At 58.0% G+C, this 24,727-nt stretch carries 20 protein-coding genes; 10 read left to right on the top strand and 10 right to left on the bottom strand.

The genetic code is table 11. The features are described 5' to 3' along the window. Positions 1-8: 8 nt before the first annotated feature. The 5 genes from hpt to mnmG all read right to left on the bottom strand — a co-directional run bounded on the left by hpt (position 9) and on the right by mnmG (position 5,048). Complete coding sequence (gene hpt / locus ACZCED_RS18550; RefSeq protein ID WP_462967456.1) at positions 9-530, bottom strand: hypoxanthine phosphoribosyltransferase; 522 nt, start codon at positions 528-530, stop codon at positions 9-11. Positions 531-751: 221 nt separating this feature from the next. Beyond that, complete coding sequence (locus ACZCED_RS18545; protein ID WP_462967457.1) at positions 752-1,642, bottom strand: DnaJ C-terminal domain-containing protein; 891 nt, start codon at positions 1,640-1,642, stop codon at positions 752-754. 120 nt (positions 1,643-1,762) lie between these two features. Continuing rightward, a complete protein-coding gene (locus ACZCED_RS18540; RefSeq protein ID WP_462967458.1) occupies positions 1,763-2,572 on the bottom strand; it encodes an ABC transporter permease in 810 nt (269 codons plus the stop codon). After that, complete coding sequence (locus tag ACZCED_RS18535) at positions 2,569-3,189, bottom strand: ABC transporter ATP-binding protein (RefSeq protein ID WP_462967459.1); 621 nt, start codon at positions 3,187-3,189, stop codon at positions 2,569-2,571. Before ACZCED_RS18535 ends, ACZCED_RS18540 begins: the two co-directional genes overlap by 4 nt. Beyond that, the gene (gene mnmG, locus ACZCED_RS18530; protein ID WP_464861407.1) at positions 3,174-5,048 is read right to left on the bottom strand and encodes a tRNA uridine-5-carboxymethylaminomethyl(34) synthesis enzyme MnmG; all 1,875 of its coding nucleotides are present in this window, start codon (positions 5,046-5,048) and stop codon (positions 3,174-3,176) included. The genes ACZCED_RS18535 and mnmG overlap by 16 nt, the downstream gene beginning before the upstream one ends. A 244-nt stretch (positions 5,049-5,292) precedes the next feature. Here mnmG and mnmL point away from each other — a divergent pair, with 244 nt between their 5' ends. The 8 genes from mnmL (at position 5,293) to lgt (ending at position 15,087) form a co-directional block, all read left to right on the top strand. Next, positions 5,293-6,222 (top strand): tRNA modification radical SAM protein MnmL/YtqA, encoded by a 930-nt coding sequence (gene mnmL / locus ACZCED_RS18525; protein WP_462967461.1) that lies wholly within the window; start codon positions 5,293-5,295, stop codon positions 6,220-6,222. Positions 6,223-6,440: 218 nt separating this feature from the next. Then, the gene (locus ACZCED_RS18520) at positions 6,441-7,124 is read left to right on the top strand and encodes a CerR family C-terminal domain-containing protein (RefSeq protein WP_462967462.1); all 684 of its coding nucleotides are present in this window, start codon (positions 6,441-6,443) and stop codon (positions 7,122-7,124) included. Positions 7,125-7,137: 13 nt separating this feature from the next. Further along, positions 7,138-8,325, top strand: coding sequence for an efflux RND transporter periplasmic adaptor subunit (locus ACZCED_RS18515; RefSeq protein ID WP_462967463.1), 1,188 nt, complete (start codon positions 7,138-7,140; stop codon positions 8,323-8,325). Then, the gene (locus ACZCED_RS18510) at positions 8,322-10,274 is read left to right on the top strand and encodes an ATP-binding cassette domain-containing protein (RefSeq protein ID WP_462967464.1); all 1,953 of its coding nucleotides are present in this window, start codon (positions 8,322-8,324) and stop codon (positions 10,272-10,274) included. Before ACZCED_RS18515 ends, ACZCED_RS18510 begins: the two co-directional genes overlap by 4 nt. Positions 10,275-10,316: 42 nt before the next feature. Then, positions 10,317-11,444, top strand: coding sequence for an ABC transporter permease (locus ACZCED_RS18505; RefSeq protein WP_462967465.1), 1,128 nt, complete (start codon positions 10,317-10,319; stop codon positions 11,442-11,444). 3 nt (positions 11,445-11,447) lie between these two features. Next, positions 11,448-12,569 (top strand): ABC transporter permease, encoded by a 1,122-nt coding sequence (locus tag ACZCED_RS18500; RefSeq protein ID WP_462967466.1) that lies wholly within the window; start codon positions 11,448-11,450, stop codon positions 12,567-12,569. Between the two features lie 23 nt (positions 12,570-12,592). Then, a complete protein-coding gene (locus ACZCED_RS18495; protein WP_462967467.1) occupies positions 12,593-13,909 on the top strand; it encodes a TolC family protein in 1,317 nt (438 codons plus the stop codon). A gap of 317 nt (positions 13,910-14,226) precedes the next feature. Then, entirely contained in the window at positions 14,227-15,087 is an 861-nt protein-coding gene (gene lgt, locus ACZCED_RS18490; RefSeq protein ID WP_462967468.1) for a prolipoprotein diacylglyceryl transferase, read from the top strand. Between the two features lie 206 nt (positions 15,088-15,293). Here lgt and ACZCED_RS18485 read toward each other — a convergent pair whose 3' ends face one another. Further along, complete coding sequence (locus ACZCED_RS18485; RefSeq protein ID WP_462967469.1) at positions 15,294-15,788, bottom strand: DUF3124 domain-containing protein; 495 nt, start codon at positions 15,786-15,788, stop codon at positions 15,294-15,296. Positions 15,789-16,001: 213 nt separating this feature from the next. On the opposite strand from ACZCED_RS18485, the gene ACZCED_RS18480 reads away from it, so the two are divergent. Beyond that, positions 16,002-16,403, top strand: a complete 402-nt coding sequence (locus tag ACZCED_RS18480; protein WP_462967470.1) for an OsmC family protein — start codon at positions 16,002-16,004, stop codon at positions 16,401-16,403. A 164-nt stretch (positions 16,404-16,567) separates the two neighbouring features. Here the strand turns inward: ACZCED_RS18480 and ACZCED_RS18475 are convergent, their stop codons facing one another. Next, a complete protein-coding gene (locus tag ACZCED_RS18475) occupies positions 16,568-17,854 on the bottom strand; it encodes a replication-associated recombination protein A (RefSeq protein WP_464861406.1) in 1,287 nt (428 codons plus the stop codon). Between the two features lie 65 nt (positions 17,855-17,919). Then, positions 17,920-19,314, bottom strand: coding sequence for a ribosome biogenesis GTPase Der (gene der, locus ACZCED_RS18470; protein ID WP_462967472.1), 1,395 nt, complete (start codon positions 19,312-19,314; stop codon positions 17,920-17,922). Between the two features lie 270 nt (positions 19,315-19,584). Between der and ACZCED_RS18465 the strand changes: the two genes are divergently transcribed. Next, positions 19,585-20,442 (top strand): D-amino acid aminotransferase, encoded by an 858-nt coding sequence (locus ACZCED_RS18465; protein ID WP_464861405.1) that lies wholly within the window; start codon positions 19,585-19,587, stop codon positions 20,440-20,442. A gap of 10 nt (positions 20,443-20,452) precedes the next feature. On the opposite strand, the gene ACZCED_RS18460 is transcribed toward ACZCED_RS18465, so the two are convergent. After that, on the bottom strand, positions 20,453-23,941 hold the full coding sequence (locus ACZCED_RS18460; RefSeq protein ID WP_464861404.1) for an AAA family ATPase: 3,489 nt from the start codon (positions 23,939-23,941) through the stop codon (positions 20,453-20,455). Between the two features lie 78 nt (positions 23,942-24,019). Beyond that, a partial coding sequence (gene alr, locus ACZCED_RS18455; protein WP_464861403.1) for an alanine racemase occupies positions 24,020-24,727 on the bottom strand: 708 nt, incomplete at its 5' end.

Raw genomic sequence — 24,727 nt, 5'->3', positions numbered from 1 at the left:
CTCATTGACTAAAGTTTCATATGGTATATTTCTGGCAGATTTCTGTAGTCTTCTGCATAGTCCAAGCCATACCCCACGAGAAAGCCCTTTTCCACAGTTGTGCACGCGTAGTCAACGCGGATCGCCGCTTTTCGCCGCTCTCTTTTGTCGATCATGGCGCAAACCTTAATGCTGCTTGGACTGAAGCCTTCCAGGTGGCTGATCAAATAGGCCAGCGTCAGGCCGGTATCGACGATGTCCTCAACCACTAGCACATCTTTGCCGTGGATATCAACGTCAATGTCTTTCTTTAACACGATGTTTTCCGATGAAACAGTATCGGCACCGTAGCTGGAAGCTTGAAGAAAATCGATTTTAACCTTTTCCAGTTTCAACTCACGGGCCAGATCGGCGAGAAAAAGGAAGGCCCCTTTGAGAACCCCGATCAGCACCAGTTCCCGGCCTTGATAGTCCGTTGAAATGGTTTCCGCGATTCTTAAAATCTGGCGTTGGATTTCATGTTTCTTAATAACGGGAATAAATTCAGGCATATTCGGTCTTTACTGCTCGTCGTGCAACTGGCAAGCATGAAGAAATTTGAAAACAGAAGAAACAAGGGCCATGAAGTTTAGCGGTTTGGTGCGGATGTCGCCAATGAAGTTTGAGAAAATCAAAATAACCGTTTAGAGGCAACCATGAAACACCAATTCCATGCCGCCAGTTCAGCGAAAAAGTAACCTAATAGGGGATAGTTGTCAATGAATTTAATTTGTTACATGCCGGTGGCAGCCAGCTTTTTCACGAGCTTTTTCTGTTCGGGAGACAGTTCTTTGGGAATGTCTACCGAAACGGTGGCAAACAAGTCGCCCTTTGAACCGCCCTTCATCTGGGGAAGTCCATGCCCGGAAAGACGCATCCGGGTTTTATGACGGGTTCCCGGAGGGATTCTAAGACTCAGTTCTCCCCCTTCGAGAGTGGGTATCTTCACCTGAGTGCCCAGCAGGGACTCGCTGAGCCGAATCGTGACGGTGACATGAAGGTCATGGTCTTCCACGGTATATACGGGGTCCGGGGTCACACGGGATTTGATGTACAGGTCGCCGGGAGGGCCTCCGTATGCACTTTGCTCGCCTTTGCCCGCCAGGCGAAGCTTCTTGCCGGTGATCATCCCAGGAGGTATCTTGACGGTGATATTTTCGTTGCGGCCCTGATGCTGAAAGGTGACGGCCTTGCTGGTTCCACTGACCACCTCCTGCAGGGTCAGGGGCAGTTCGTAGACCAGGTCTGAGCCTTTGATCGGCGCCTGGCGTCGCTGGTGTCCGCCAAACGGCCCGCCGCCGCCGAAAGAGAACCGCCGCCCCTGACCGCCAAAGCCGAACTCTCTAAGGATGTCTCCCAGATCCACGTTGCGGAATATATCCTCCTGAGAATAGCGTTGGTGGAATCCGGTGGAACCGAAGGTATCATACTGCTGACGCTTCTCCTTGTCGCTGAGCACCGCGTAGGCCTCGCTGACCGCCTTGAACTGCTCTTCGGCGCGCTTGTCACCCTTGGAGTGATCCGGATGGTATTTCATGGCCAACTTGCGGTAGGCCTTTTTGATCTCGGCATCTGTGGCAGTCTTGGACACGCCCAGTACCTGGTAGTAATCCTGTTCGGACATGATTGATCCCGCTCCCCGCTGTGGTTTGCATGAACGCCTGGCTGAAATATCGATCAGCGTTCACGTTCTCGATCCGCAAAAATAAGGTGTTTGTTTTTTAATGTCAAGCCGTTGGGCTCATCATACCCCGGATGATATCAGGCGATCCAGCCGCAGCCGATGCCGGTCGTCAAAGAGCCGGCGCGCACCGGTCCAGACCGCAATCAGCGCCCCGAAGCCGGTGCCCGCGGAGATAATGAACATGATCAGGATCTGGTACTTGACCGCTTCAAGCGGCGGGTTGCCGGCCAGAATCTGGCCGGTCATCATGCCGGGAAGACTCACCAGTCCGGCAGCTGCCATGGAATTGATCGTGGGAATCATGGCACTGCGGACGCTGTTTCGGCGAATCTGCCCGATCGCCTCGGACCAGGTGTGGCCCAGCATCAGCCGCCCTTCAATGGTGCTGCGGCGCTCCCAGGCCGATTCCGTCAATCGATCGAGGCCCAGGGAAATGCCTGTCATGGTGTTTCCCAGCATCATACCCAGTAGGGGGATGGCATATTGCGGCGTATACCAAGGATCGATGCCGATAATGGCCGCCAGGGCGAATGTGGTGATGGCAAAAGAGGAGACAAACATGGAAAGCGCTCCCATGCCGAACCCCCACCAACCGACAAAACGGCGCTTCTGGCGGGCCATCACTTCACGGGCGGCAGCCACCAGCATCACCACGGCCATGAATGCGATCAAAAGCGGATGGACCGACGCAAAAACCACCTTCAGTGCCAGGCCCACCAGACACAGTTGCACCGTGGTTCGAAAAGCGGCTAGGATGGTCTGGCCGGCCAGCCCCAGCCCCATGCGCCGGCTGACGAGGGCCAGGGCGATCACCAGCAGGGCGGCAAGAGAAAGGTCCATCGGTGTCAACACAATCGTCTCCGATGTCACGGCACCCCTCCACGGCCAATCATGCGGCCGTTCTCCATCTCAAAAAAGCGGCTGGCCACCCGACACAACTGCACTTTGTGATGGCCGACCCAAACCACCGCAGCACCGGTCTCTTCACGGTAGGTACGAATCAGTTCTTCGACTTTCGCGGAATTTTCTTCATCCAGGTTGGCGGTAGGTTCATCCAGCAGCAACAGGTGGGGTTGGTTTTCCATAAGGCGCAGCAGGGCCAACCGCTGGCGCTCCCCGCTGGACAGCCGTGAAACCGGCCAGGTCAGAATGTCCGCGTCAAACCCAAGCCGCTTAAATCCGCTTGCAGCGGACGTCGCAAAATGGTCGCCCACCGTATCGGACCACCACTGGCTTTCGGCTGGAAGCAGGGCCACCTGCCGCCGCCAGGCAGGTGCGGGAATCAGCGCCTGCTCGGTACCGTCCAGACAGATCGTGCCGACATGGGTTTCCATGTCCGCGATCGCCCTTAAAAAAAGGGTTTTTCCCGAACCCGACCGACCGGATAGCCCCACGCACTCGCCCTTCTCGATAGCAAGGCTGACCGGACCGACATCGTGGATAAAAAGCTTGTCCACCCGCAGGCGGGGAACTAACGGTTTTTCCATAAGCGTAGATGCACCATGAGAACGGAAATGGCCGCCGGCGTCATGCCCTCGATGCGTGATGCCTGTCCCAGGGACGCCGGGTGGACCGCGGTCAGTTTCTCTTTGAGTTCGCTGGAAAGGCCGTGAACGGCGGTGTAATCGATCGTTTCCGGCAGTTTGATCTGCTCCAGATGTCTGAACTTGTCGATTTCCTGAAGCTGACGCCGAATATACCCCTCGTATTTGATTTCAATCTCAACCTGCCGGGCCACCCGCTCTGCCGGGGGTGTTTCGGCAGGCGCCAAGTTGGCAACCACGTCGTAATCCAATTCGGCCCGCTTCAGCAGCTGGACCAGATGGATGCCGTTGTCGATGGGCGGTGTGCCTCGCTGCTCCAGGTAGGCGTTGACGGCAGGCAGCGGTTTGATCACCGCCTGTTTAATGCGCTGGATCTCGGCCTGTATCTGGGCATGTCGCTCGCGATTGCCCTTCACCGTATCGGCGCTCTGCAATCCGAGTTCGTGTCCGATCTCGGTCAGCCGCAGATCGGCGTTGTCCTCCCTGAGCATGAGCCGGTATTCGGCCCTGGAGGTGAACATGCGGTATGGCTCACGTGTTCCCCGGGTGACCAGGTCGTCCACCATCACAGCCATGTATGCCTGACTGCGATCCAGAACAAAAGGCGGCCGTTTCTGGACCCTGCAGGCGGCGTTGATCCCGGCCCACAGGCCCTGGGCCGCAGCCTCTTCGTAACCCGAGGTGCCGTTGATCTGGCCGGCCAGATAAAGGCCTTTCACCCGCTTGGTCTCCAGGGTGGGGCGCAGTTGAATGGGGTTGATGAAGTCGTACTCGATGGCGTATGCCGGACGCATGATCTCCGCCTCCTCCAGGCCCCGGACACCCCTGACCACCTGGGTCTGGACCTCGATGGGCAGACTGTTGCCCAGGCCCGAGGCATAGATCTCTCGGGTGTCCAGTCCCTCGGGCTCAAGAATGATCTGGTGGCGGTCGCGCTCCGGAAAGCGGACGATCTTGTCTTCAAATGAGGGGCAGTAGCGGGCCGGCACGCCTTTGATGATGCCGCTGTGCAGGGCGGACAAGTGCAGGTTTTCCCGCACCAGCCGGTGAACCCGCTCGCTGGTGTGCCCGATGAAACTGGGAACCTGTGGCAGCCGCGCCGGCTGGCCCGAGAAGGAGAAGGCGCGGGCGGGGTCCTCCAGCGGCTGCTCTTCAAACTGGGAAAAATCGATACTGGCCCGGTCGAGCCGCGGTGGCGTGCCGGTCTTCATGCGACCCAGGGTAAAGCCAAGCGCCTTTAGATGATCGGGCAGGCTGTAGGCGGCAAACTCGCCGGCCCGGCCGGCCTGCATGGTTTTGAAGCCGATGTGCACCAGCCCGGACAGAAAGGTGCCGGTGGCCAGCACCACGCACGGCGCCTGAAAACCGAAACCGGTGTGGTCCTCAACGCCGCAGACCTGGTTGCCGTCAACGACGAGACGCTCCACCAGGGCCTGCTTGAGGTCCAGGTTGGGCTGCTTCTCCACCACGGCTTTCATGGCCGTGTGGTAGCGCCCCTTGTCGTTCTGGGTCCGCGTTGACTGTACCGCCGGCCCCTTTTTGGTGTTCAGGGTCTTGTACTGGATCGCCGTTTGATCGGCAACTTTGGCCATCTCTCCGCCCAGGGCGTCGATCTCCTTGACCAGCTGGCCCTTGGCCATGCCGCCGATGGAGGGACTGCATGGCATGGCGGCGATCTTGTCCAGGTCGATGGCCAAGAGCAGCACGCGACAGCCCATGCGGGCCGCAGCCAGGGCACCTTCGCAGCCGGCGTGCCCACCGCCCACAACGATCACATCGTATTGTTTATGGTATATCGCCATATATTTTTGGCTTTTCTTTTTTCCGACAGACGATTAGGGTCTGTTTGGGCATCTTGCAAGCGGGTCGATATCAAGGCATGCTGAATACGTGGCCACCGTCGCTCTGAGAGAAGTGCCTTGGGGTACATATCATTCAAATGCCGCGGATAGATACCCGGGCATGACATTGCTATCGTGCAAAAAATCGCTTTCCGGATCGGCACTATATAATTGCCGGGATAATTAGGTCAAGGACAGGATCGCCGTGGATAAAAAGCCATACCTGGATCTGAACACCTACTTTCGATCGCTGTTTGGTTGCCGGGTCCACAAGGTCACCGTCGACGCCGGGCTGGACTGCCCCAACCGCGACGGCACCATCTCCGTTGGCGGATGCATCTATTGCAATGCCAACGGATCCGGGACCGGTGCCCATCGCCAGGGCCTATCGATCACGCAGCAGATCGAACGCAGCAAGGCAAGAATCGCCCGCCGCTTCAAAACCAAGAAACTGATGGCCTATTTCCAGTCTTTCAGCAACACCTACGCCACCGTCGAACAGTTGAAATCACTGTACGACGAAGCCCTTGCCATCGACAACGTGGTGGGATTGGCCGTCGGCACCCGCCCGGACTGTGTTGATCCGCCGGTGCTGGACCTGCTCGAGAGCTACACCGGAAAGCATCTCATCTGGATTGAGTACGGCCTGCAAAGCGCCCACGACGACACCCTTGCCCGGATCAACCGGGGCCATGACCTGGCCTGTTTCGAACGGGCGGTATCGATCACCCGCAACCGCAGGATCAACATCTGCGCCCACGTGATCCTGGGCCTGCCCGGCGAATCCCGGCAGGACATGCTCGAGACTGCCGATGCCGTCGCCGCCATGGGCATCGACGGGATCAAGCTCCACCTGCTTTATGTGGTGCGGGGAACCCCCATGGAGACCTTGTACCGGACTGGCCGCTACCGCTGCCTGGCTCAGCAGGAGTACGCTGAATTGATATGTGACTTCATCGAACGCCTGCCGGAGAGCATGATCATTCAGCGCCTCACCGGCGACCCCCACCCCAAGGAGCTGGTGGCCCCGGCCTGGTCCCTGCAAAAGCGGGAAACCACGGACCTGATCCACACCCGCTTCCGGGATAAAAACACCTGGCAGGGCAAGGCGTTTAAACCGCACAACCCGGATTGACCACATTTCGCATTTCGATTTATCCCATGACCGGCCTTGTCATTCTCCATTGAACCCACCCCGCGGCAAGCCGCGGGGAATCTTCACGGTAAGGATAAAAAGTCGATTTTCAGTTTGCTCGGTATCGCGGTTCAATTTTTTCTTGACGGATCTATCTGTTCCGGTTTAAACATTTGTTTAAAACATATGTTGTAATCTTGTCACCGGGAAAAACTGCTATGACACGCACCTTCGATCAACGGCCGGTTAAAGAAAAGATACTCGATGCCGCCGGCGACGTTTTCGGCCGGGTGGGATACAAGGCCGCCACGATCCGGGAAATCTGCCGGGCGGCCGGCGTAAACGTGGCCGCCATCAACTACTATTTCGGCGGTAAGGAGGATTTGTACCGGACCGTGGTCATGGATCTGATCTCACGGACGTTTGACCGCTATCCCGTCGATGAAGGCACCCACGGCCGCTCTTCCCCGGAAGACCGCCTGCAAGCCTTTATTCATGGGGCCCTGCAGCGCCTATTGTCACCCGGCGGTCTCTCTGGCTACCCGGGCAAAGGGCAGTTGGTGGCCCGGGAGCTGGCCGACCCATCGCCTTTCCTGGACGACCTGGTGGACGAATTCATCCGGCCCACCGCCGCCGTTCTCAGTGCCATCGTCTCGGAGCTGCTGGGGACAGGTGCGACCGTCAAGGAGATCATGCGCTGCCAGATCAGTATCATCGGCCAGTGTTTTCACTACGCCATGGCCCGCCCCATTGTCATGCGCCTGGTTCCCATGGACTATTCGGACCCGGCCATTATCGACGAATTGACCGATCATATTACGCGCTTTTCCCTGGCCGGCATAGAATCGGTCCGCAATGGTATGCTCCCGGGGGACGATCCAGATCCGATTGGCCCCCGGTGAACGGAGAAAGGCAATGAAAAAGCGACTTCGCATCATTATTCCCATAGCCGTCATTGGCCTGGCCGCTATCGCCTTGAATCTCTTTTTTAGAGCAAACGGCGATTCTGGAAAGATTCGGTTGTCGGGCAACATCGACGTGACCCAGGTGGATCTGGCCTTCAAGGTTCCCGGCCGCCTCAGCCGACGACTGGTGGACGAGGGGGATCGGGTCGAACAGGACCAGCGTCTGGCCGTAATGGACGACACGGATTATCAGCTTCAATGGCAAAAGGCCGCCGCCGATGTCGACTATGCATCCTCGGTGTTGGCGGAACTCTCAGCCGGCAGCCGTCCCGAAGAGATCAAGCGCGCCCAGGCCCTGGTCAGCCAGGCCCGCTTTGCCCTCAGCGAACTGCAAAGCGGGAGTCGGGCGCAGGAAATCGCCGAGGCCGAAGCGGAACTTCGTCGGGCGGAGGCTGACGAACGGACGGCCCGAAGCCGGTTGGAATTGGCCCGTGCCGATTTTACCCGTTACGAGACCGTTTTCAAAGATGGCGGCATCAGCCGACAGGCCTTTGATAATTATCGGACGCAATGGGTGGCTGCCCGAAATGCGGCAGAGGCTGCCGTTTCACGGCGGCAGGCCGCCGTTCAGCGTTTGAGCCTGCGGCGCGAGGGCAGTCGACGGGAGCAGATCAGTCAGGCACGGGCGGTGCTGGACCAGGCCGAGGCCGACTATGCCCTGATCAAGTCCGGTCCCCGACAGGAGGCCATCGATCAGGCCCGGGCGAGACTGGCTGCGGCCCAGGCCGGTCTGGCCATCGCCCGTCAGCAACTGTCGGAAACCGAACTGTTCTGCCCCTTTGATGGCGTTGTGCTCAGCACGTCCGCCGAGCCCGGCGCCTATCTGAATCCCGGCACTGCCGTTCTGACCGTCGGCGACACCCGCGGTGTCTGGCTTCGCGCCTTCATCGATGAAACCGACCTGGGCCGAATCCGGCTGGACCAGACTGCCGAGGTCACCATCGACGCCTACCCGGACCGACGCTGGAGCGGACGCATCAGCTTCATTAGCAGCGAGGCGGAGTTCACCCCCCGCTCGGTTCAAACATTCAAGGAGCGAACCAACCTGGTCTACCGCATCAAGATCCGGCTGGACAATCCGGACGGCGCACTCAAACCGGGCATGCCCGCCGACGCCGTCATCGAGGCCGCCCTGTGAACCCTCCCGACATAAAGACGGCCATCCTGGCCGAACACCTGACCCGGTCCTTTGGCAGCCTGTCGGCCGTGGAAGATCTTACCCTGAGCGTGAACCGGGGTGAAATCTACGGTCTGGTGGGGCCGGACGGTGCGGGCAAGACAACGACCCTGCGCATGCTGGCCGGCCTGCTCGATCCTTCCGGCGGCCGTGCCTGGGTTGCCGGGTGCGACCTGCCGGAACAAAGTGCCGACGTGAAAACCCACCTGGCCTACATGAGCCAACGTTTCGGTCTTTATCCGGACCTGACCGTGGATGAAAATATCAACTTTTATGCGGACCTCTATGGCATGTCCCGTCAGGCACGTGCAGCGCGCCTGGAAGCGCTGCTGGATTTTTCCAACATGAGGCCCTTCCGCAAACGGCAGGCCGGCAAGCTCTCCGGCGGCATGAAACAGAAGCTGCAGCTGATCTGCGCCCTGATCCACACGCCCGAGGTACTCTTGCTCGACGAACCCACCAATGGCGTGGATCCTGTCAGCCGCCGGGATTTCTGGCACATCCTCTATCGCATGCTAAAAAGCGGAGTGGCCATCCTGGTCACCACGGCCTATCTCGACGAGGCCGAACGCTGCAACCGGATCGGATTGATGGACCGGGGGCGGATTCTGGTGCAGGACAGCCCCGAAAAGGTTCGGCGGTCCATGCCCATGACCATCCTGGCCGTGCACTGCGAGCAGTCCCGGCAGGCCTGCAGGATCCTCCGCCACGGCCTGGCCGATGCCGCCAGTGTCGACCTGTTCGGCGACAGCATCCACATCGTCAGCCGGGATCCGGATCAGACCGCCAGAGAGGCGCGCACCGTTTTGGGGCAGGAAAATCTCGTGATTCAGGACATGCGCCGGATTCCCCCCAGCCTTGAGGATGTCTTCGTCAATACGATCGCAACGCCGCAGGAAAAGGCCCCCGCTCGACCGTCGGCCAAAGGCTCTTCCCGCCCACATGCGTCAGCAGGAATTCAGGGGGCCGGGGCGGTCCAGGTTCGGGGTTTGACCAGACGGTTTGGCGATTTTGTGGCTGTGGACCGTATCGACCTGACCGTCTCGGCCGGTGAGATATTCGGGTTTTTGGGACCCAACGGCGCCGGCAAGAGCACCACGATCCGGATGCTCTGCGGCCTGCTCAGCCCATCCGAAGGCGTTGGCACCGTGGCCGGCTGCGACATCGTCGGCCAGGCCGAAGCCATCAAGCAGCGTATCGGCTACATGAGCCAGCGGTTCTCCCTGTATGAAGACCTCACCGTGTCAGAAAACATCAATTTTTACGGCGGGATATATGGGCTGGAAGGCCAACGGATGTCCGAACGGCAGGCCTGGGCCGTCCGCATGGCCGGGCTGGAAGGAAGGGAGAATCAGCCGACGCGGCTGCTGGCCGGCGGGTGGAAGCAACGCCTGGCCCTGGCCTGTGCCATCCTGCACCGGCCGCCCATCGTTTTTCTGGACGAACCGACCAGCGGCGTGGACCCATTGAGCCGGCGGCGGTTCTGGGACCTGATTTACGACATGGCCGGCCGGGGACGCACCGTTTTCGTCACCACCCACTATATGGAGGAAGCCGAATATTGCGACCGGGTGGCCATGATCTACCAGGGACGCATGATCGCCCTGGGCAGCCCCCGGGAACTGAAGAACCGATTGGTTGACGAAACCATCCTGGATCTTCGCTGCCCGCAGCCCCAGGACCTCATGGATGAATTGTCAGCCGTCGAGGGCATCCGCGATGTGGCCCTGTTCGGTGCCGGACTGCACCTGAAGGTGGACGACGCCGGTATCGTAGAGCACCGCATCCGACGGCTGTCCGGCGATTTGGGTCTGTCGGATGTAACCCTGACCCAAATCGTCCCCACCATGGAGGATGTTTTTGTCGCCCTCATTGAAAAGGAGGATCGCCGCCATGGCAAGAAAGGATGACCGCCGGTCGCGAACGTTGGGTGGCCGGCCAAGGAAAGCCCCATGAAGCTCCAGCGGTTCATAGCCGTGGCCCGCAAGGAATCGATCCACGTGGTTCGCGATTGGCGCAGCCTGGTACTGGCCATTGCGATCCCCATGCTCCTTATCGCCCTGTTCGGTTACGCCCTGACCATGGACCTCAAGCAGGTTCCGACAGCGGTCTGGGACCAGTCCCAAACCGCCCAGAGCCGCGAACTGATCAGCCTGTTCGACGGTTCGGCCTATTTTTCCGTCGATCATTACAGTCAGGGATATCGAGAACTCACCGACATGCTCGATGCCGGCACCATCATGGTGGCCCTGGTGATCCCTGCCGATTTCGCCGACCGAAGCCGGGCCGGCCACCCCGTCGAGATCCAGGCCCTGATCGATGGCACCGACGCCAACAACGCCACCCTGGCCACCGGCTACGTCAACGCCATCAGCCAAATCTACAGCGGCCGGCTGCAGGCCGGAGCGAGTGTCCGTCTTGCGGGGACCGGCCCGGTATCGCTTGAACCGCGCGCCTGGTATAACCCGGACATGGAGAGTCGCAATGTCATCATTCCCGGCATCATCGCCCTGGTGATGGTGGTCATCGCCGCCATGCTCACCAGCGTTACCATGGCTCGGGAGTGGGAAACCGGTACCATGGAGCAACTCATCAGCACCCCCATCCAGGTCCCGGAACTGGTCCTGGGCAAAGTGGTGCCCTATTTTGTCATCGGCCTTGCGGACGTGGCCATCGCCGTGGCCATGGGGTACTGGATTTTCAACGTACCCCTGCGCGGCAGCACCGGCCTGCTGTTTCTGTCGGCATCGGTGTTTCTCACTGGCGCCTTGTTTCTGGGCCTGTTGCTCAGCATCGTGCTCAAGACCCAGGTATTGGCCAATCAGATCGCCCTTTTCACCGGATACCTGCCCACGCTGCTGCTCTCCGGATTCGTTTTCGGCATATACAACATGCCGGCGGCGATCCAGGCCATTACCTACATTGTGCCGGCGCGCTACTTCATCGCCCTGCTGCGGGGAATTTTCCTCAAGGGCATCGGCTTGGAGGTCCTCGGCCTCAACGCCGCCCTGCTGGCGATCTACGCCGCGGTAATGGTTTTCCTCTCTCATCGCAAAATGAAGCTGAAACTGGAGGGGTAGCCTGTGATCCTGCGCATTCGACAGATGCTTCACAAGGAATTCCTGCAGATGTTCAGGGATGTGCGCATGCGCATGGTGGTGCTGGTCATGCCCCTGGTGCAGATGACCGTGCTGGCCTTCGCCCTGACCACCGACGTAAAAAACATCAGTACCGCAGTGGTCGACCCTGACAACAGCCCTGAAAGCCGCCGGCTGGTCGCCGAATTTGCCGGTGGCGATTACTTCAGCGTCACCCGGCGGCTTGCTACCGCCAACCCGGTCCAAGGGCTGCTGGATGCCGGTCGGGTTCGAGCGGTCGTCCGCATTCCACCGCATTTTTCAGGAGATCTCCGGTCAGGCAAAGCGGTAACCGTGCAGCTGCTCGTGGACGGCACCTTGAGCAACGATGCGGCCGTGACTCTCAATTACGCCAGCCAGGCCGTGGCCCGGTTCAACCGGCGGATGGCCGCCGATCGAACCGGCGCTGTCGCGGCGGTTTCCGTTCCCCTGCAAGTCCGCACACGAGCCTGGTATAATCCCAACCTGGAGAGCAAGTACTACTTCGTCCCCGGCCTGATCGCCGTCATGCTGATCCTGATCGGCCTGGTGCTCGCTTCCATGGCCATCGTGCGCGAAAAGGAGATCGGCACCATCGAACAGGTAATGGTCACACCGATCCGACGGGCGGAGTTCATTGTTGGTAAGACCCTGCCCTTTCTGGCCACCGGCATGGTCACCATGACCCTGATGTTCCTCATCGCCAGCGTGATCTTCGGCATCCGCATCCAGGGCAGCCTGCTGCTGCTCTACGCGACGGCCGCGATATACATTCTGGGAAACCTGAGCTTGGCGCTGCTGGTAAGCGTCACCGCCCGCACCCAGCAGCAAGCGCTGCTCACGGCCTTTTTTATCCTTGTGCCCGCCATTTTGCTCAGCGGCTTCATCTTTCCCATCCGCAATATGCCCGAAGCCGTCCAATGGTTCACCGTGCTCAACCCCATGCGCTGGTTCCTGCAGGTTCTTCACGGTATTGTGGTCAAAGGGGTCGGCATCAGCATCCTGTGGCGGCCCATCGGTGCCCAGATTATCCTGGCTGCGGCTTTTCTCGTCTTGGCCGTGTCGCGCTTCAGGAAGACATTGGAATAAGAACGCTTCTCAGGAGAAAAACGATGCAACGGTTATGGGTCATCATCATCGTGCTACTTGCCGGCGTCGGCGTCGGTGCGGCAGCACCGCTGACCATCGACGAAGCCGTCCGTGAAGCGATGGAGAACAACCCGCTGATCCGTCAGGACGACGCCTATCGGCAGGCCGCGGCCTTCGGCGAACGGGCGGCCCGGTCAGACTATTTTCCAAAGCTATCTGCAGCATACGCTTACCAGAACCTGGCCGAATCGCCCTTTGTCAATATTTACGGGAACCAGGTGATCACCAACAGCCGGGATCAACACTACTGGGAGGTCGCCCTGTCCCAGCCCGTGTTCTCCGGATTCAGCATCAGCGCCCGTCACCATCTGGCCGAGCTGGGCCTGGAGACCCGCAAGCTGGAACTGCAGCAGACCCGACAGTGGGTGATGCTGCAGGTCAGGCAGCGCTGTTTCGACCTGCTCATGGCAAAAAGTGCCCTCAAGGTGGCCGAGAGCAGCGACGCAGCACTGGTCGCCCATGAAGCCGACGTGCGCACGTTCCATGAAAACGGGCTGGTTCCGTTGAACGATCTGCTCAAGGCCCAGGTCGCCAGGGCCGATTCCCTTCAGCAGCGTCACCGGGCGGAAGCCGGTGTCAAGAACGTCCGGTCGACCCTGTGCCTGCTGCTGGGAAGGGATTACGCAAGCGACATTGAGATTGCAGACGTCGCCCCCGCAAAACCCATGGCCCCGTCATTAAACGACCAGGTCCAGCAGGCTCTGAAGGCCAGACCCGAAGTCGCCGTTTTGAAGCAGTCCATCCAATCGAAGGTCGACGAAGCGCTGCTGGTGAAAAGCGACTATTACCCCCGGATCGACCTTCTGGGCAAATACCAGCAGAACGGTGATGATTTAGGGGCCAGCAACAATGATTATTCCAACCCGTACAATGCCAGCCTGGGGGTTCAGGCCCAATGGACCTTTTTCGAATTCGGAAAAACACGCGCCCGGTCGGCCAAAGTTCGTTCCGAACAACGGGCATTGTCGCAGACGCTGGAAAAGATAATGGATGACGTTCGCCTCCAGGTGGTTCAAGCCCGTCTCGATCTCGATGTGGCCGCCCAGAATATCGGAACCGCACGGACAGCCCTTGATCAGGCCCGGGAGCACTGGCGCATCACGAATCTGCTGTACCAGCAGCAGCTGACCACCTCCACGGAGGTGCTCGATGCCCGCAGTTACCTCGATCGGGCAAGTAACGCCTATTTTGAAGCGCGTTATGGATACGGGAAAGCCCATGCACGGCTGGCATGGGCAATGGGAGAACCAAGGCCGGATGAAAGCGGGCAGGCGCCTTAAGGCATTGAACCCTCCCCGCGGCAAGCCGCGGGGAATCTTCACCGTAAGGATAAAAAGCCGATTTTCAGTTCACTCGCTAACCCCGCCGCAAGCGACGGGGAATGCGCTCGCTGTTGCGGTTCAAGGCGGGTTCTATTCGGTTCTTTACTGAAGCACCCCCCTCAACGAATGCATTCAACGTCTATACCTCGGCCGGAACCGCCAACCGAAAACAGGGGACGACAATCAGCAGACCAGATGGTATTGACGCGAGGCACCGGGCGGTAGTAATGTCACCTTTTCTGAAACCAACGGCGAATCGAGGAAAGTAAAACAGCATGGGGGAATTTCTCTACTGGTGGCAGCATCTGCCGGAACATATGGACCCGGTGATCCTGGAATTCGGCAGCTTCAGGCTGCAATACTACGGCCTCATGTACATCGTGGCCTTTGCCATGACCTACATCCTGGCCAGCTATCGCATTCGGCAAGAGGATCGTTTCCGTATCGATACCGAAGGCCTCCAAGGACTGATGACAGCCATGATCCTGGGCTTGATCGTCGGCGCCCGCCTGGGCTATGTGCTCTTTTACAACTTCTCCTACTACCTGCACCATCCGTTGGAAATTATCCTGCCCTTTGACTTTTCCAATGGCATCCGCTTTACGGGCATCACCGGCATGTCCTATCACGGCGGGCTCATCGGCGTGGTCGTAGCGACCGTCATTTTCGTGCGCAAGAACCGGTTGGATTTTTTCGAGATGGCCGATCTCATCGTCCCGTGCATTCCGCTGGGATATACCTTCGGCCGGTTGGGCAACTTTATCAACGGGGAGCTTTTCGGGCGGGTGACGGCCCATCCCATCGGCATGTACTTTCCTTTTGCACCGGGTCCCGGCCGGCGGCATCCCTCACAGCTTTACGAGGCCTTCTTCGAAGGCATCGTCCTCTTTATCGTCCTGTGGGCGGTCAAAAAGCGGGTCACCACTCGGGGGGCCATGCTGGCCCTTTATCTGATGGGGTATGGCCTGGTGCGCTTTTTCATCGAGTATGCCCGCCAGCCCGACGCCCATCTGGGGTTCATCTTCCTCTCATTCTCCATGGGCCAGCTGTTGTGCATGACCATGATCCTGGCCGGGGGGCTGCTGCTGATCTATCTGAATAAGCGATCCCGCATTCCTCCAGAAGGGAAAACCTGACAAGAAGACAGGATCTTGGACTCGGAACCCATTTCGCGTTCTATGATTGTATATCCCATAGTGTTCGTTCAGACATGGTAGATTGTGGCTCAGATCAAGGCTGCAGCTAATTGGAAACCGCAGGCGTAGCAGCGCTACGTCGAGGATTTCCAATTGGCGAAAACGCAGATATGGGCCACAAGATGCCGCTTATGGGTGAACACTATCTATGGGGATATGGCCTCAAGCACCCTCCCCCTGGAGGTAAAGGAGATCCCCTGCTGGGTCTTGGTGCTGATCATTACCGACTCGATCAGCGGCTCAGCCACCGCCTGCTCCGCCTTCCATGTAACGATGAATTTGGCACCGGACCCCCCGCTTTTATCCGATTCGGGCACCACATAGCGTTTGGTGGCCATGGCATTGAGGGGCAGGGGCTTATCCAGATAGTGTTTCAGAAACTTGCCGTCCGAGTCATAATAGTCCACCGCTGTCAAGGTGATGGCATGCTTTCTGTCCGTATTGCGGATGCTCAGGGTGGCCGCCAGGTAAAAGGGTTGCTCGCGGTCACCGCTGTAAATATGCGAATAGAGCGGGACGTATACGGTCTGCCCCTTGAAAAGGCGCATGTCCGCAACAGCCGTTCGGATGCTGACACCGCTCATGAGTGTCAGCAGGACGAATGCGATCAGTATGGGTTTGGTGGCGGCAGGTGTGGACATCAAACGCCCTCCCTTGAAGGATAAATGCACGCTGTCTCGAGAATTCAGCCTGAATGTATCTCTCTTTGTAGCAGCATCCACAGGCCAAATCAATCGGGGATCGGCGGCAATCGGTGCCAAACCGAAGCATTCATTACGCGCCGACACCTTGATTTTTGAGTCGATCGTGACCAGATTGCGACCATCGACAACTTCGACCAGGAGGATCAGATCATGCCGGAAGTCACAACGACCATATCTCAAATCGATGGTTCCACCGCGGCGCGCACCCGGATTCGCGAGCATGAACTGGTAACCGATCGCCCGGCGGAAAAAGGCGGCGGCAACCAGGGTCCCATGGGCGGCGAACTGCTTGTGGCCAGCCTGGGCGGCTGTTTCATGAGCAACCTGATCGCCGCCTTCCAGGGACGGGAGATTGAGGCAAAGGGGCTTTCCGCAACGGTCAGCGGCACGCTGGAGGGGACGCCGCCCCGCTTCCGGAAGATGGCAATGGTGGTCAAGGGCGAGGGGATCGATCGGGATCAGATGGAAAAGATGGTTCTGATCGCCGAACGCGGCTGCATCGTGGCCAATACATTGAAGCCGTTCATGGATGTGGAGATTTCGATTGGCTGAGAGGCGGCATGCCTTCAAATCCTAAAGCAGGGCACTTTCAATCGTATAAATGATCCCTCCCCGCGGCAATCCGCGGGGTTTCTTCACCGTCTGGATAAACATCGATTTCCAGTTCGCTCGCTGACCCCGCCGCAAGCGACGGGGAGTGCGTTCGCTCTCGCAGTTCACTTTTTCGTCTTTTCCTTCAATGTTCGCCATTTTTTCAAACGCCCGGCAATCATCTTCTCGTACCCCCGGTCCGTCGGAAAATAAAACAGGCTGTCGGCGATGGCATCCGGCAGGTAGTCCTGGACGGCATATCCGTCCTTAAAATCATGGGCATAGCGGTATCCCTTGCCGTAGCCCAGGTCCTTCATCAACCCCGTAGGCGCGTTGCGGATATGCAGAGGCACCGGCAACGCACCCTTTTCCCGGACCGTCTGCTTGACCTGGTTCCATGCGTTGTAAATACTGTTGCTCTTAGGCGCCGTGGCCAGGTAGGCGGCGGCCTGGGCCAAGGCCAGATCCCCTTCCGGATGCCCTAAAAATCGAAAGGCCTCCATGGCCCCCAGGGCCAGACGCAGGGCGAACGGATCGGCATTGCCCACATCCTCGGAGGCAAACCGCACCATGCGTCGCGCCACATACAGGGCGTCTTCCCCGGCCTCCAGCATGCGGGCCAGCCAATACAGGGCCGCATCCGGATCGCTGCCCCGCAGGCTTTTGTGAAACGCGGAGATGACGTTAAAATGCTCATCACCGCCCTTGTCGTAAATCAGCGCTTTTTTCTGCAGCGCCTTCTCCACATGGTCCAAGGTGACCTTTCGGCGGATTCCCGGTCTGGGCGGAGATTCGGCCAGAGCCAGTGTAGCGGCCACCTCCAGGCTGTTGAGCGCGCTGCGTGCGTCCCCAGAAGAAATCTGGATCAGGTGATCCCGGGCATCGGCGGCCAGGGATAAATTCAGGTCTCCCAAACCGTTCTCCCCGTCTTGGATAGCCCGGTCGAGCACACGGCCTACGGCATCCTCGTCCAGCAGGCTGAGGACGATCACCCGGCAGCGGGACAACAGTGGCGAAATCACTTCAAAGGACGGATTTTCAGTAGTGGCGCCGATCAGCGTGATCAGCCCGGACTCCACATGATGGAGAAAGGCATCCTGCTGGGCCTTGTTGAAGCGGTGGATCTCGTCCACAAACAGGATTGTACGCTTGCGCTGGAACTGCTTTTGTTTTTTGGCCTCCTCGATGACTTCGCGGATCTGTTTGACACCGGCGAGCACCGCTGAAAAGTGAAGGAAATGGGATCGGGTTTCGCGGGCGATGATCCGCGCCAGAGTGGTTTTCCCGCAGCCGGGCGGCCCCCACAGGATCATGGAAAAAATCCGGTCGTTTTCAATGGCATGGCGGATCAGGGAGTCCGGCCCCGTCACCGCATCCTGGCCGAACAGGTCGGCCAGGCGGTGCGGTCGCATGCGCTCGGCCAGAGGCCGCTGCGGATCTGTGGATTCTGCAGCCTGATAGTCGAAAAGGTCCATCTCTATTGTTTAGCGGGGCGCTTGCCGGTTCGCTTTTTCCGTTTGATGGGGGTGGACGGCTTGTTTAAGAAAGCCGGGTTCTTTCCCGTACGCTGGCGCAGCAGCAGGCGAACCGGTGTCTTGTCCAGGGAGAACGCCTGCCTGATCTGGTTCACCAGGTAGCGCTGGTAAGAAAAATGCACGCCGTCCGGAAAGTTTACAAAACTGACGAATGTAGGCGGCCGCGTCGACACCTGGGTGGCATAGTAGAATTTGAGGCGCTTGCCTTTGTGCATCGAGGGCTGGGTGCGTGTCAGGGCCTGGTCCATGGTCTTGTTCAACTGCCCGGTGGTGATCCGGGCCGAATACTGATCGTATACCTCGTCCACGAGGGGAAAGACGCGCTGAATCCGCAGGCCGGTTTTGGCCGAGACCGTGGTAACCGGGGCAAAGCTAAGAAACTTGGCCTGCATGCGCAGTTCCTCGGTCAGCCGCTTCAGGGCCTTTCCGTCCCGGTTGTCCACCCGGTCCCATTTGTTCAGCAGAAAAATAGCCCCACACCCGCGGTCATGGGCGTAACCGGCCACGCGGACATCCTGGTCGGATATCCCCTGCTCGGCATCGACAACGATCAAGGCCACATCACACCGTTCCAGACTGTGCAGGGCCTTGATGATCGAAAATTTTTCCAGACGCTGGGACACCTTTCCCTTTCGACGGATCCCTGCCGTATCCACCAGCACGTATTTCCGCTCCTGCCAGGTAAAGGCGGAGTCGATGGAATCGCGTGTGGTACCGGCGACATCGCTGACCACCAGCCGCTCTTCACCCAAAATGGCATTGATCAGGGAGGATTTGCCGGCATTGGGTTTTCCCACCACCCCAATGCGGATGGCATCTGATCGTTCCGCTTCTGCCGACATTTCAGCAAAACCGGCGGTCAGTTCATCCAGGAAATCGGGGACCCCATACCCATGCTCGGCCGATACCGGAAACAGGGTATCGATGCCCAGGCTGTAAAAATCGGACAGGCTTTTTTCCTGGCCCTCACCGTCGATCTTGTTGACCACGTAAAACACCGGTTTATCGATGGCGCGCAGCATGTGGATCAGGTCGGTATCAAAGGGAGACATGCCCCCCTTTCCATCAAGGATCAGGACGATCGCATCGGCGTCGGTGATGGCCTGCTCGACCTGCTGGCGGATGTGCGCGGCAAATGCGTCGTCGTCCCCTTCGGCAAATCCGCCGGTATCGACCAGAGTAAAGGCCTTATCGTTCCAACGGGCATCACCGAAATTCCGGTCCCGGGTCACGCCGGGCAGGTCATCCACAATGGCATCCCTGGATCGGGTGATCCGGTTGAAAAGGGTGGATTTACCCACATTGGGTCTGCCAACAATGGCAACGATGGGTTTCATGGCAATTATCCGATCAATCGATCTTAGGTTGTGTCCGTTGGCTCATCAATCGCGTACAGTCCTAAAACGGCTAGGGTAGGGGTATATCCCAGGAGCGAATCCTGTGTCAAACATCCAATCCACGATATCATCGGGCATCCTTCAATCGGCTGCCAAATAGGTTTCAACGCAGATCGTTTTGGTGTATGTAGAAAAGTATTTACGGGTTTCCGATCCACCCTCCGAACCCTTTACCCAAAGAGATATCATGCATGTCGAAAGGAGCCTCCCATGCCGGATCTTGCCTATGTGAATGGAGAAATCATGCCCATCGAAAAGGCGGTCGTGCCCATCGAAGATCGGGGTTACCAATTCGGTGACGGGGTCTATGAGTTTATCGCCAGCTATGAAGGACGCCTGTTCATGCTCGAGGAACACCTGGATCGGCTGGAGCGATCCATGCGGGAACTGGCTTTCGACCCCATCTCCCGCGCCGACTTCAGAAAAGTCGTTCTGGATCTGTTCGCCCGTTCCGGCTACCCGCGGGCAGGTTTATACATTCAAATTTCAAGGGGTGTCGCCCCCCGCAACCATGCCATCACCCCGGGCATGACCCCCCAGGTCATCATGACTATCCGTCCGGTCAAGGAGATGCCGGCAGAAAAACGCCAAAACGGAGCGACGGCCATCACCGTTAAAGACACCCGCTGGGGACGCTGTGACATCAAGACCATTCAATTGCTGTCCAACAGCCTGGCCAAACAAAAGTCGCTGGATGCCGGCTGCGATGATGCCATCTTCGTTTCGGATCAGGGCGTCGTCCGCGAAGGAACCAGTTCGAACCTGTTTATCGTATCCGGTGGACGGCTGACCACCCATCCGCTGACAGACAACATCCTTCCGGGAATTACCCGCATGGTGGTTCTGAAACTATGCAGAGATGCGGACCTGGCTGTGGAGGAATCGTTTTTCGGAATCGATGCGCTAGTGGGTGCCGACGAGGTTTTTCTCACCGGAACCGTCACCGAGTTGCTTCCCCTGGTGCGCATCAACGATAAATCCATAGGGCGCGGCGAAGTGGGGCCGATAACCCGTCGCCTGTATGACCTTTTGCGGAAACAGGCGATGGCCGGCGCCGGCTCAAACTAACGGTCGATCGTTATCGCGGTTCAGCCTCTTTCAGGGCGGACTGGGCCTGTTTCAGGTGTTCGTCCGCCCCCAGTTTTTCGAACAAGGTCATGCTTTCCTCGATCAGCGGTACGGCCAGATGTTTTCTTTTTGTGGCCTGATAAAGCCGGCCCAAATCGAATAATGCTTGGCCCTTGATGCCAATGGCATTGATCTGTCCGGCCATACGGATGGCCGTTTTAAAATGGTGTTCAGCATGCTTTGCCGCCCGTGGCAGGTGGGCCACGAGAAACGGAAGATTCCTTATCACCATCGAAAGACCCAAATCTCCTTCGCGCAAGGCAATTCGCAGATAGATGCGGCCCAGCATGTAGTGAAACGTCTGGGCGTGGTAATATTTCCCACTGGCCATGTATTGCCTGGCGTGCCTGCTGATTGCTTTCACCCCTTGCCCGATATTTCCCTTGGCCACCTCAACGACGCTGGACAGGGCATCTGCCGATGTTCCGATGTATTCGTACCCCGACGCTGTGCAAAAGGTAATGATCTCATGGAGGTTTTTCTCTGCCTGGCTCACCTCACCCAGGGTAAGGTGGGCATACGCCATTAGAAATCGGGCGTTTAACGCATAAAGGGGGTCCGCCGACCTGTCGATGGCAATGACGCATTTTTCGATGGCGTTACGGTAATCTCCGGCTGCAAAGCATCCCATGCCGTGGGCCAGATACCCTTCGGAGATGCTGTTCACATCCTCTGCCTTTTCCCCGTAAGCCAGTAGGCGATCCCCCAAGTTCCGGCATTGATGGCAATCGCCTTTAAACCAATGGGCAATGGCCGTTCCGGTAAGGACAAAGCGGACCAGGTCCTGATCCATTTCAAATGACCAGGAGGGATCTTCGGATTCAAATTTTTGCGATGCCGCTTCGGCTTTGGCGGCAAAACCCAAAGCCTCGTCCAGGCGCCCCATGTCGGTGCAGGTCCATATCAGGCATGCGCAGGAATAGGCGATCACCTTGTAATTGTTGATCTGTTCCCCGATCGTCAGGGCCTCCATCAGGCAGTCCCGCGACGAATTGAGATGCTCGCGCCGTTGATAGGCCCAGCCCAGACAGGCAAGGTACATCCCCTTTAAATCGAGGTCCACGCTGTTCATCGCTTCCGATTCATGCCGTTTCATCAGGTTCAACGAATCCTTGTATCGCCCCCGCAGGTTGAAGACGAAAAACCATTCCAGCAGCAGTTCCATAATGCGACGGGGCGCATCATCAGCCAATCGATTACTGTCAAGGAGCATGCAGTAGGCATTTTGGTAGTAATTGTGGGCTTCGATGACGGCCATTTTTTTCAGCCCCTTGCGTCCGGACCGCTTCAGATAAGTCACGGCCTTATGCAGGGAATGACCGTTGCTGAAATGGTGAGCGAGGGTTTCGCAAAGGGCATCGATGCGGTCCGGACTCTGGCTTTCCAGAGCCCGGGCAATCTTTTCATGCAGGTTTCTGCGCTGCCGTTTCAGCAGGCTCTTGTAGGCCACGTCTTGAACCAGCATATGCTTGAACTGGCAAAGCCGTTCGCCGGTATCCTCACTGTCCAGGATCATCCCCAAAGATTTGAGGACGGCCAGGCTCTGATCGACCCGCTCCGGATCGGAAGAAATCTGCTTTAAAACCGCCGGAGAAAAACGCCGGCCGATAACCGAGGCCTCCTGTACAATCCGTTTGGCGGTGCTCCCCAAGCGGTCCAGCCTGGAGGCAATCACCGCAGAGATGCTGTGAGAGAACTCCGCTTCACCGATAGTGCCGGACACCTCCCAGTCAGCGCCTATTTTTATCAGGGTCCCTGTGTCGACGAGAGAGTTGACCACTTCTTCGAGAAAAAACGGATTCCCGCCGAGTTGGTCGGTAATGAATGCCAGCAGCACAGGTGGAACACGCTCCGATTGAAGCAGCGACTTGACCAGTTCTTCACTTTTTTCGGGCGGCAGGTCTTTGAGCTGAATGGATTGGACCTGATAATAGGGGTTGGTGATCTGGCTATGGTTGAAGGCCAGTTGACCGGGGCGGAAGCTGATCAGAAAAAACACGGGAAGATCCGCCTCGTTGAGCAGGTTTCGGAACAGGTCCACCGTAGATGGATCGCACCAGTGCAGGTCTTCAATGCAGATAACCGTCAGTCCGGTTTGTGACTGGCTATCGATCATTTTTACCAGTGCTTGTTTCAGCTTGATTTTCCAGGACTCCGGCGTAATTTGCGGAGCCATTTCATTGGACAGCGTAAACAGGCGTTCGATGATCTGAAAGATCGCTTTATCTTCATCCGGAATGGGATCGAGTTCTGCGGCCAGCTTTTTCCGGACCACATCCGGTGAATCATTGTCTCGTAGGTCCGCGGTACGGCCCAGCAGGTCGATGAGGGGAAAATAAGGTACGCCCCGGGTGTAGGCGTAGGCGTTCCCCTGAAACCATTTGACGTCGCCTTGAGTGATTGCTTTTCTGAATTCGGCGATCAACCGACTTTTCCCGGTGCCGGCATCACCCTCGATGCATACACAGCTGCCCCTGCCATGAGCGACCACTGACAGGCAGGCATGCAGATGTTTCAATTGCGTGTTGCGCCCGATGAGTCGGGCACGCAACCCCTGGACCCGCCTGATCTTGTCCGGTTTTTTCACTGTGTCCAGAACACGATAGGCATCCATTGATTCCGCCTTGTTCCGGCCTGTGCCACGCTTGCATTTCTCAAAAAAGAAGAAACCTGACGTGGAGGGCATGGTGCACGCACCAACCAGAATTTCTCCGGAAATGGCCAAATTGGTCAGCAAGGATGCCCGGTTCACCGGGTCACCGGTGATGCCCTGCCGTCCGGGTCCCGGATCGGTTTTGCCGGTCACGACCAAGCCCGTGGCAATTCCCGAATGCATCGCCAGCGGTTTTTCCAACCGCCCGTTGAACCGGCCGGTCATCCTGGCCACGGTGTCATGAATGTCCACAGCTGTCCGGATTGCCCTGATCGGATCGTCCTCATGGGTGCGTGGTATCCCGAAAACCGCCAGGACTTCATCCCCGATGATCCGATCGATATAACCTTCATAGCGGATTATAATTCCGGCAATCTCTTTGAACACCAGGTTCATCATCTCGCGAACATCCTCTGGATCCAGTCGTTCGCATAGGGCAGAGTATCCGGTAAGATCCGAAAAAAGCACTGTCACCATTTTTCGTTCGCTGCCGCTTCCATACCCATCTGGCCCGGCGTCGGGCGGTCCGAGAAGGCAATGGGCCAACCTTCCCGACAAATGAAGATTCCCAGCGGCATCCGACGGGGAATGCGCTCGCACTCGCAGTTCGGAAGCGGGTGAAGGGGTCGACAGAGGGGCCAACGAATGGCCGCACGCCGTGCAAAATTTGCTTTGGGGCCGGTTGATGCTTCGGCAGGTATCACAGCGCCGGTCTAGCGGACAGCCGCAATGGTCGCAGGCAGCGGCATCGCTATGGACTGCGTTCTGGCATTCAGGGCACTTCATGGGAGGCAGCCACAATTATGAGAATATGAGAACAACATGCAACAGCGGACTCAACTCTACCCACAGCCGGCAACGCTGTCAATCAATGCCGAGAGGGTGATGATCGGCAACAACCACACGCTGAACCCGCCGGGAGACGCCGCAGGTGATTTCATAGGGAATCGAGCCAATGGCTTCGGCCACATCAAGGACCTGGATCCGGCCCTTTTCAGTGTCTCCCCAGATCAGGACATCGTCACCCACCGTTATTGGATCGTCACCCACATCCACCATAATCTGGTCCATGGTAATGGTCCCCACCACCGGGTAATACCGCCCGCCGATCATCACCTGGAATCTGCCGGTCAGATGGCGCCGGATCCCGTCTGCATAGCCAACTGGAAGCACGGCAATGGTGGTTTCACGTTCGGTTTTCCAGCGCCTTCCATAGCTCACATTATGGCCGGCAGGCAGTCGTCGTAAATGGGTGACGGCGGTCTTGAACGTCATTACTTGCCTAAGGGAGATTGATCGCGAGGTTTGCGTTGACGGGTAATGGCCGTAAAGCATAATCCCGGAACGACAGGCGTTGAAGTAGCTGTCCGGCATGTCCAGCACCGCCCCACTGTTGGCCATGTGAACCATGGGCGGAAACGGGCCTTTGTCTTCCAGCCGTTTGATCAGGGCATGAAAACGATTCAATTGTTCCCGGGCATAGGTTTTATCCGTCTCGTCGGAGGTGGCAAAATGGCTGTACAAGCCCTCCCAGACGCATCGCCGCGAGCGTCGCAGATGATCGAAAAATTC

The sequence above is a fragment of the Desulfosarcina sp. genome (assembly GCF_055467485.1).
Note: the sequence above shows the minus strand (reverse complement) of the source record. Positions and strands in the feature narration are given on the sequence as shown.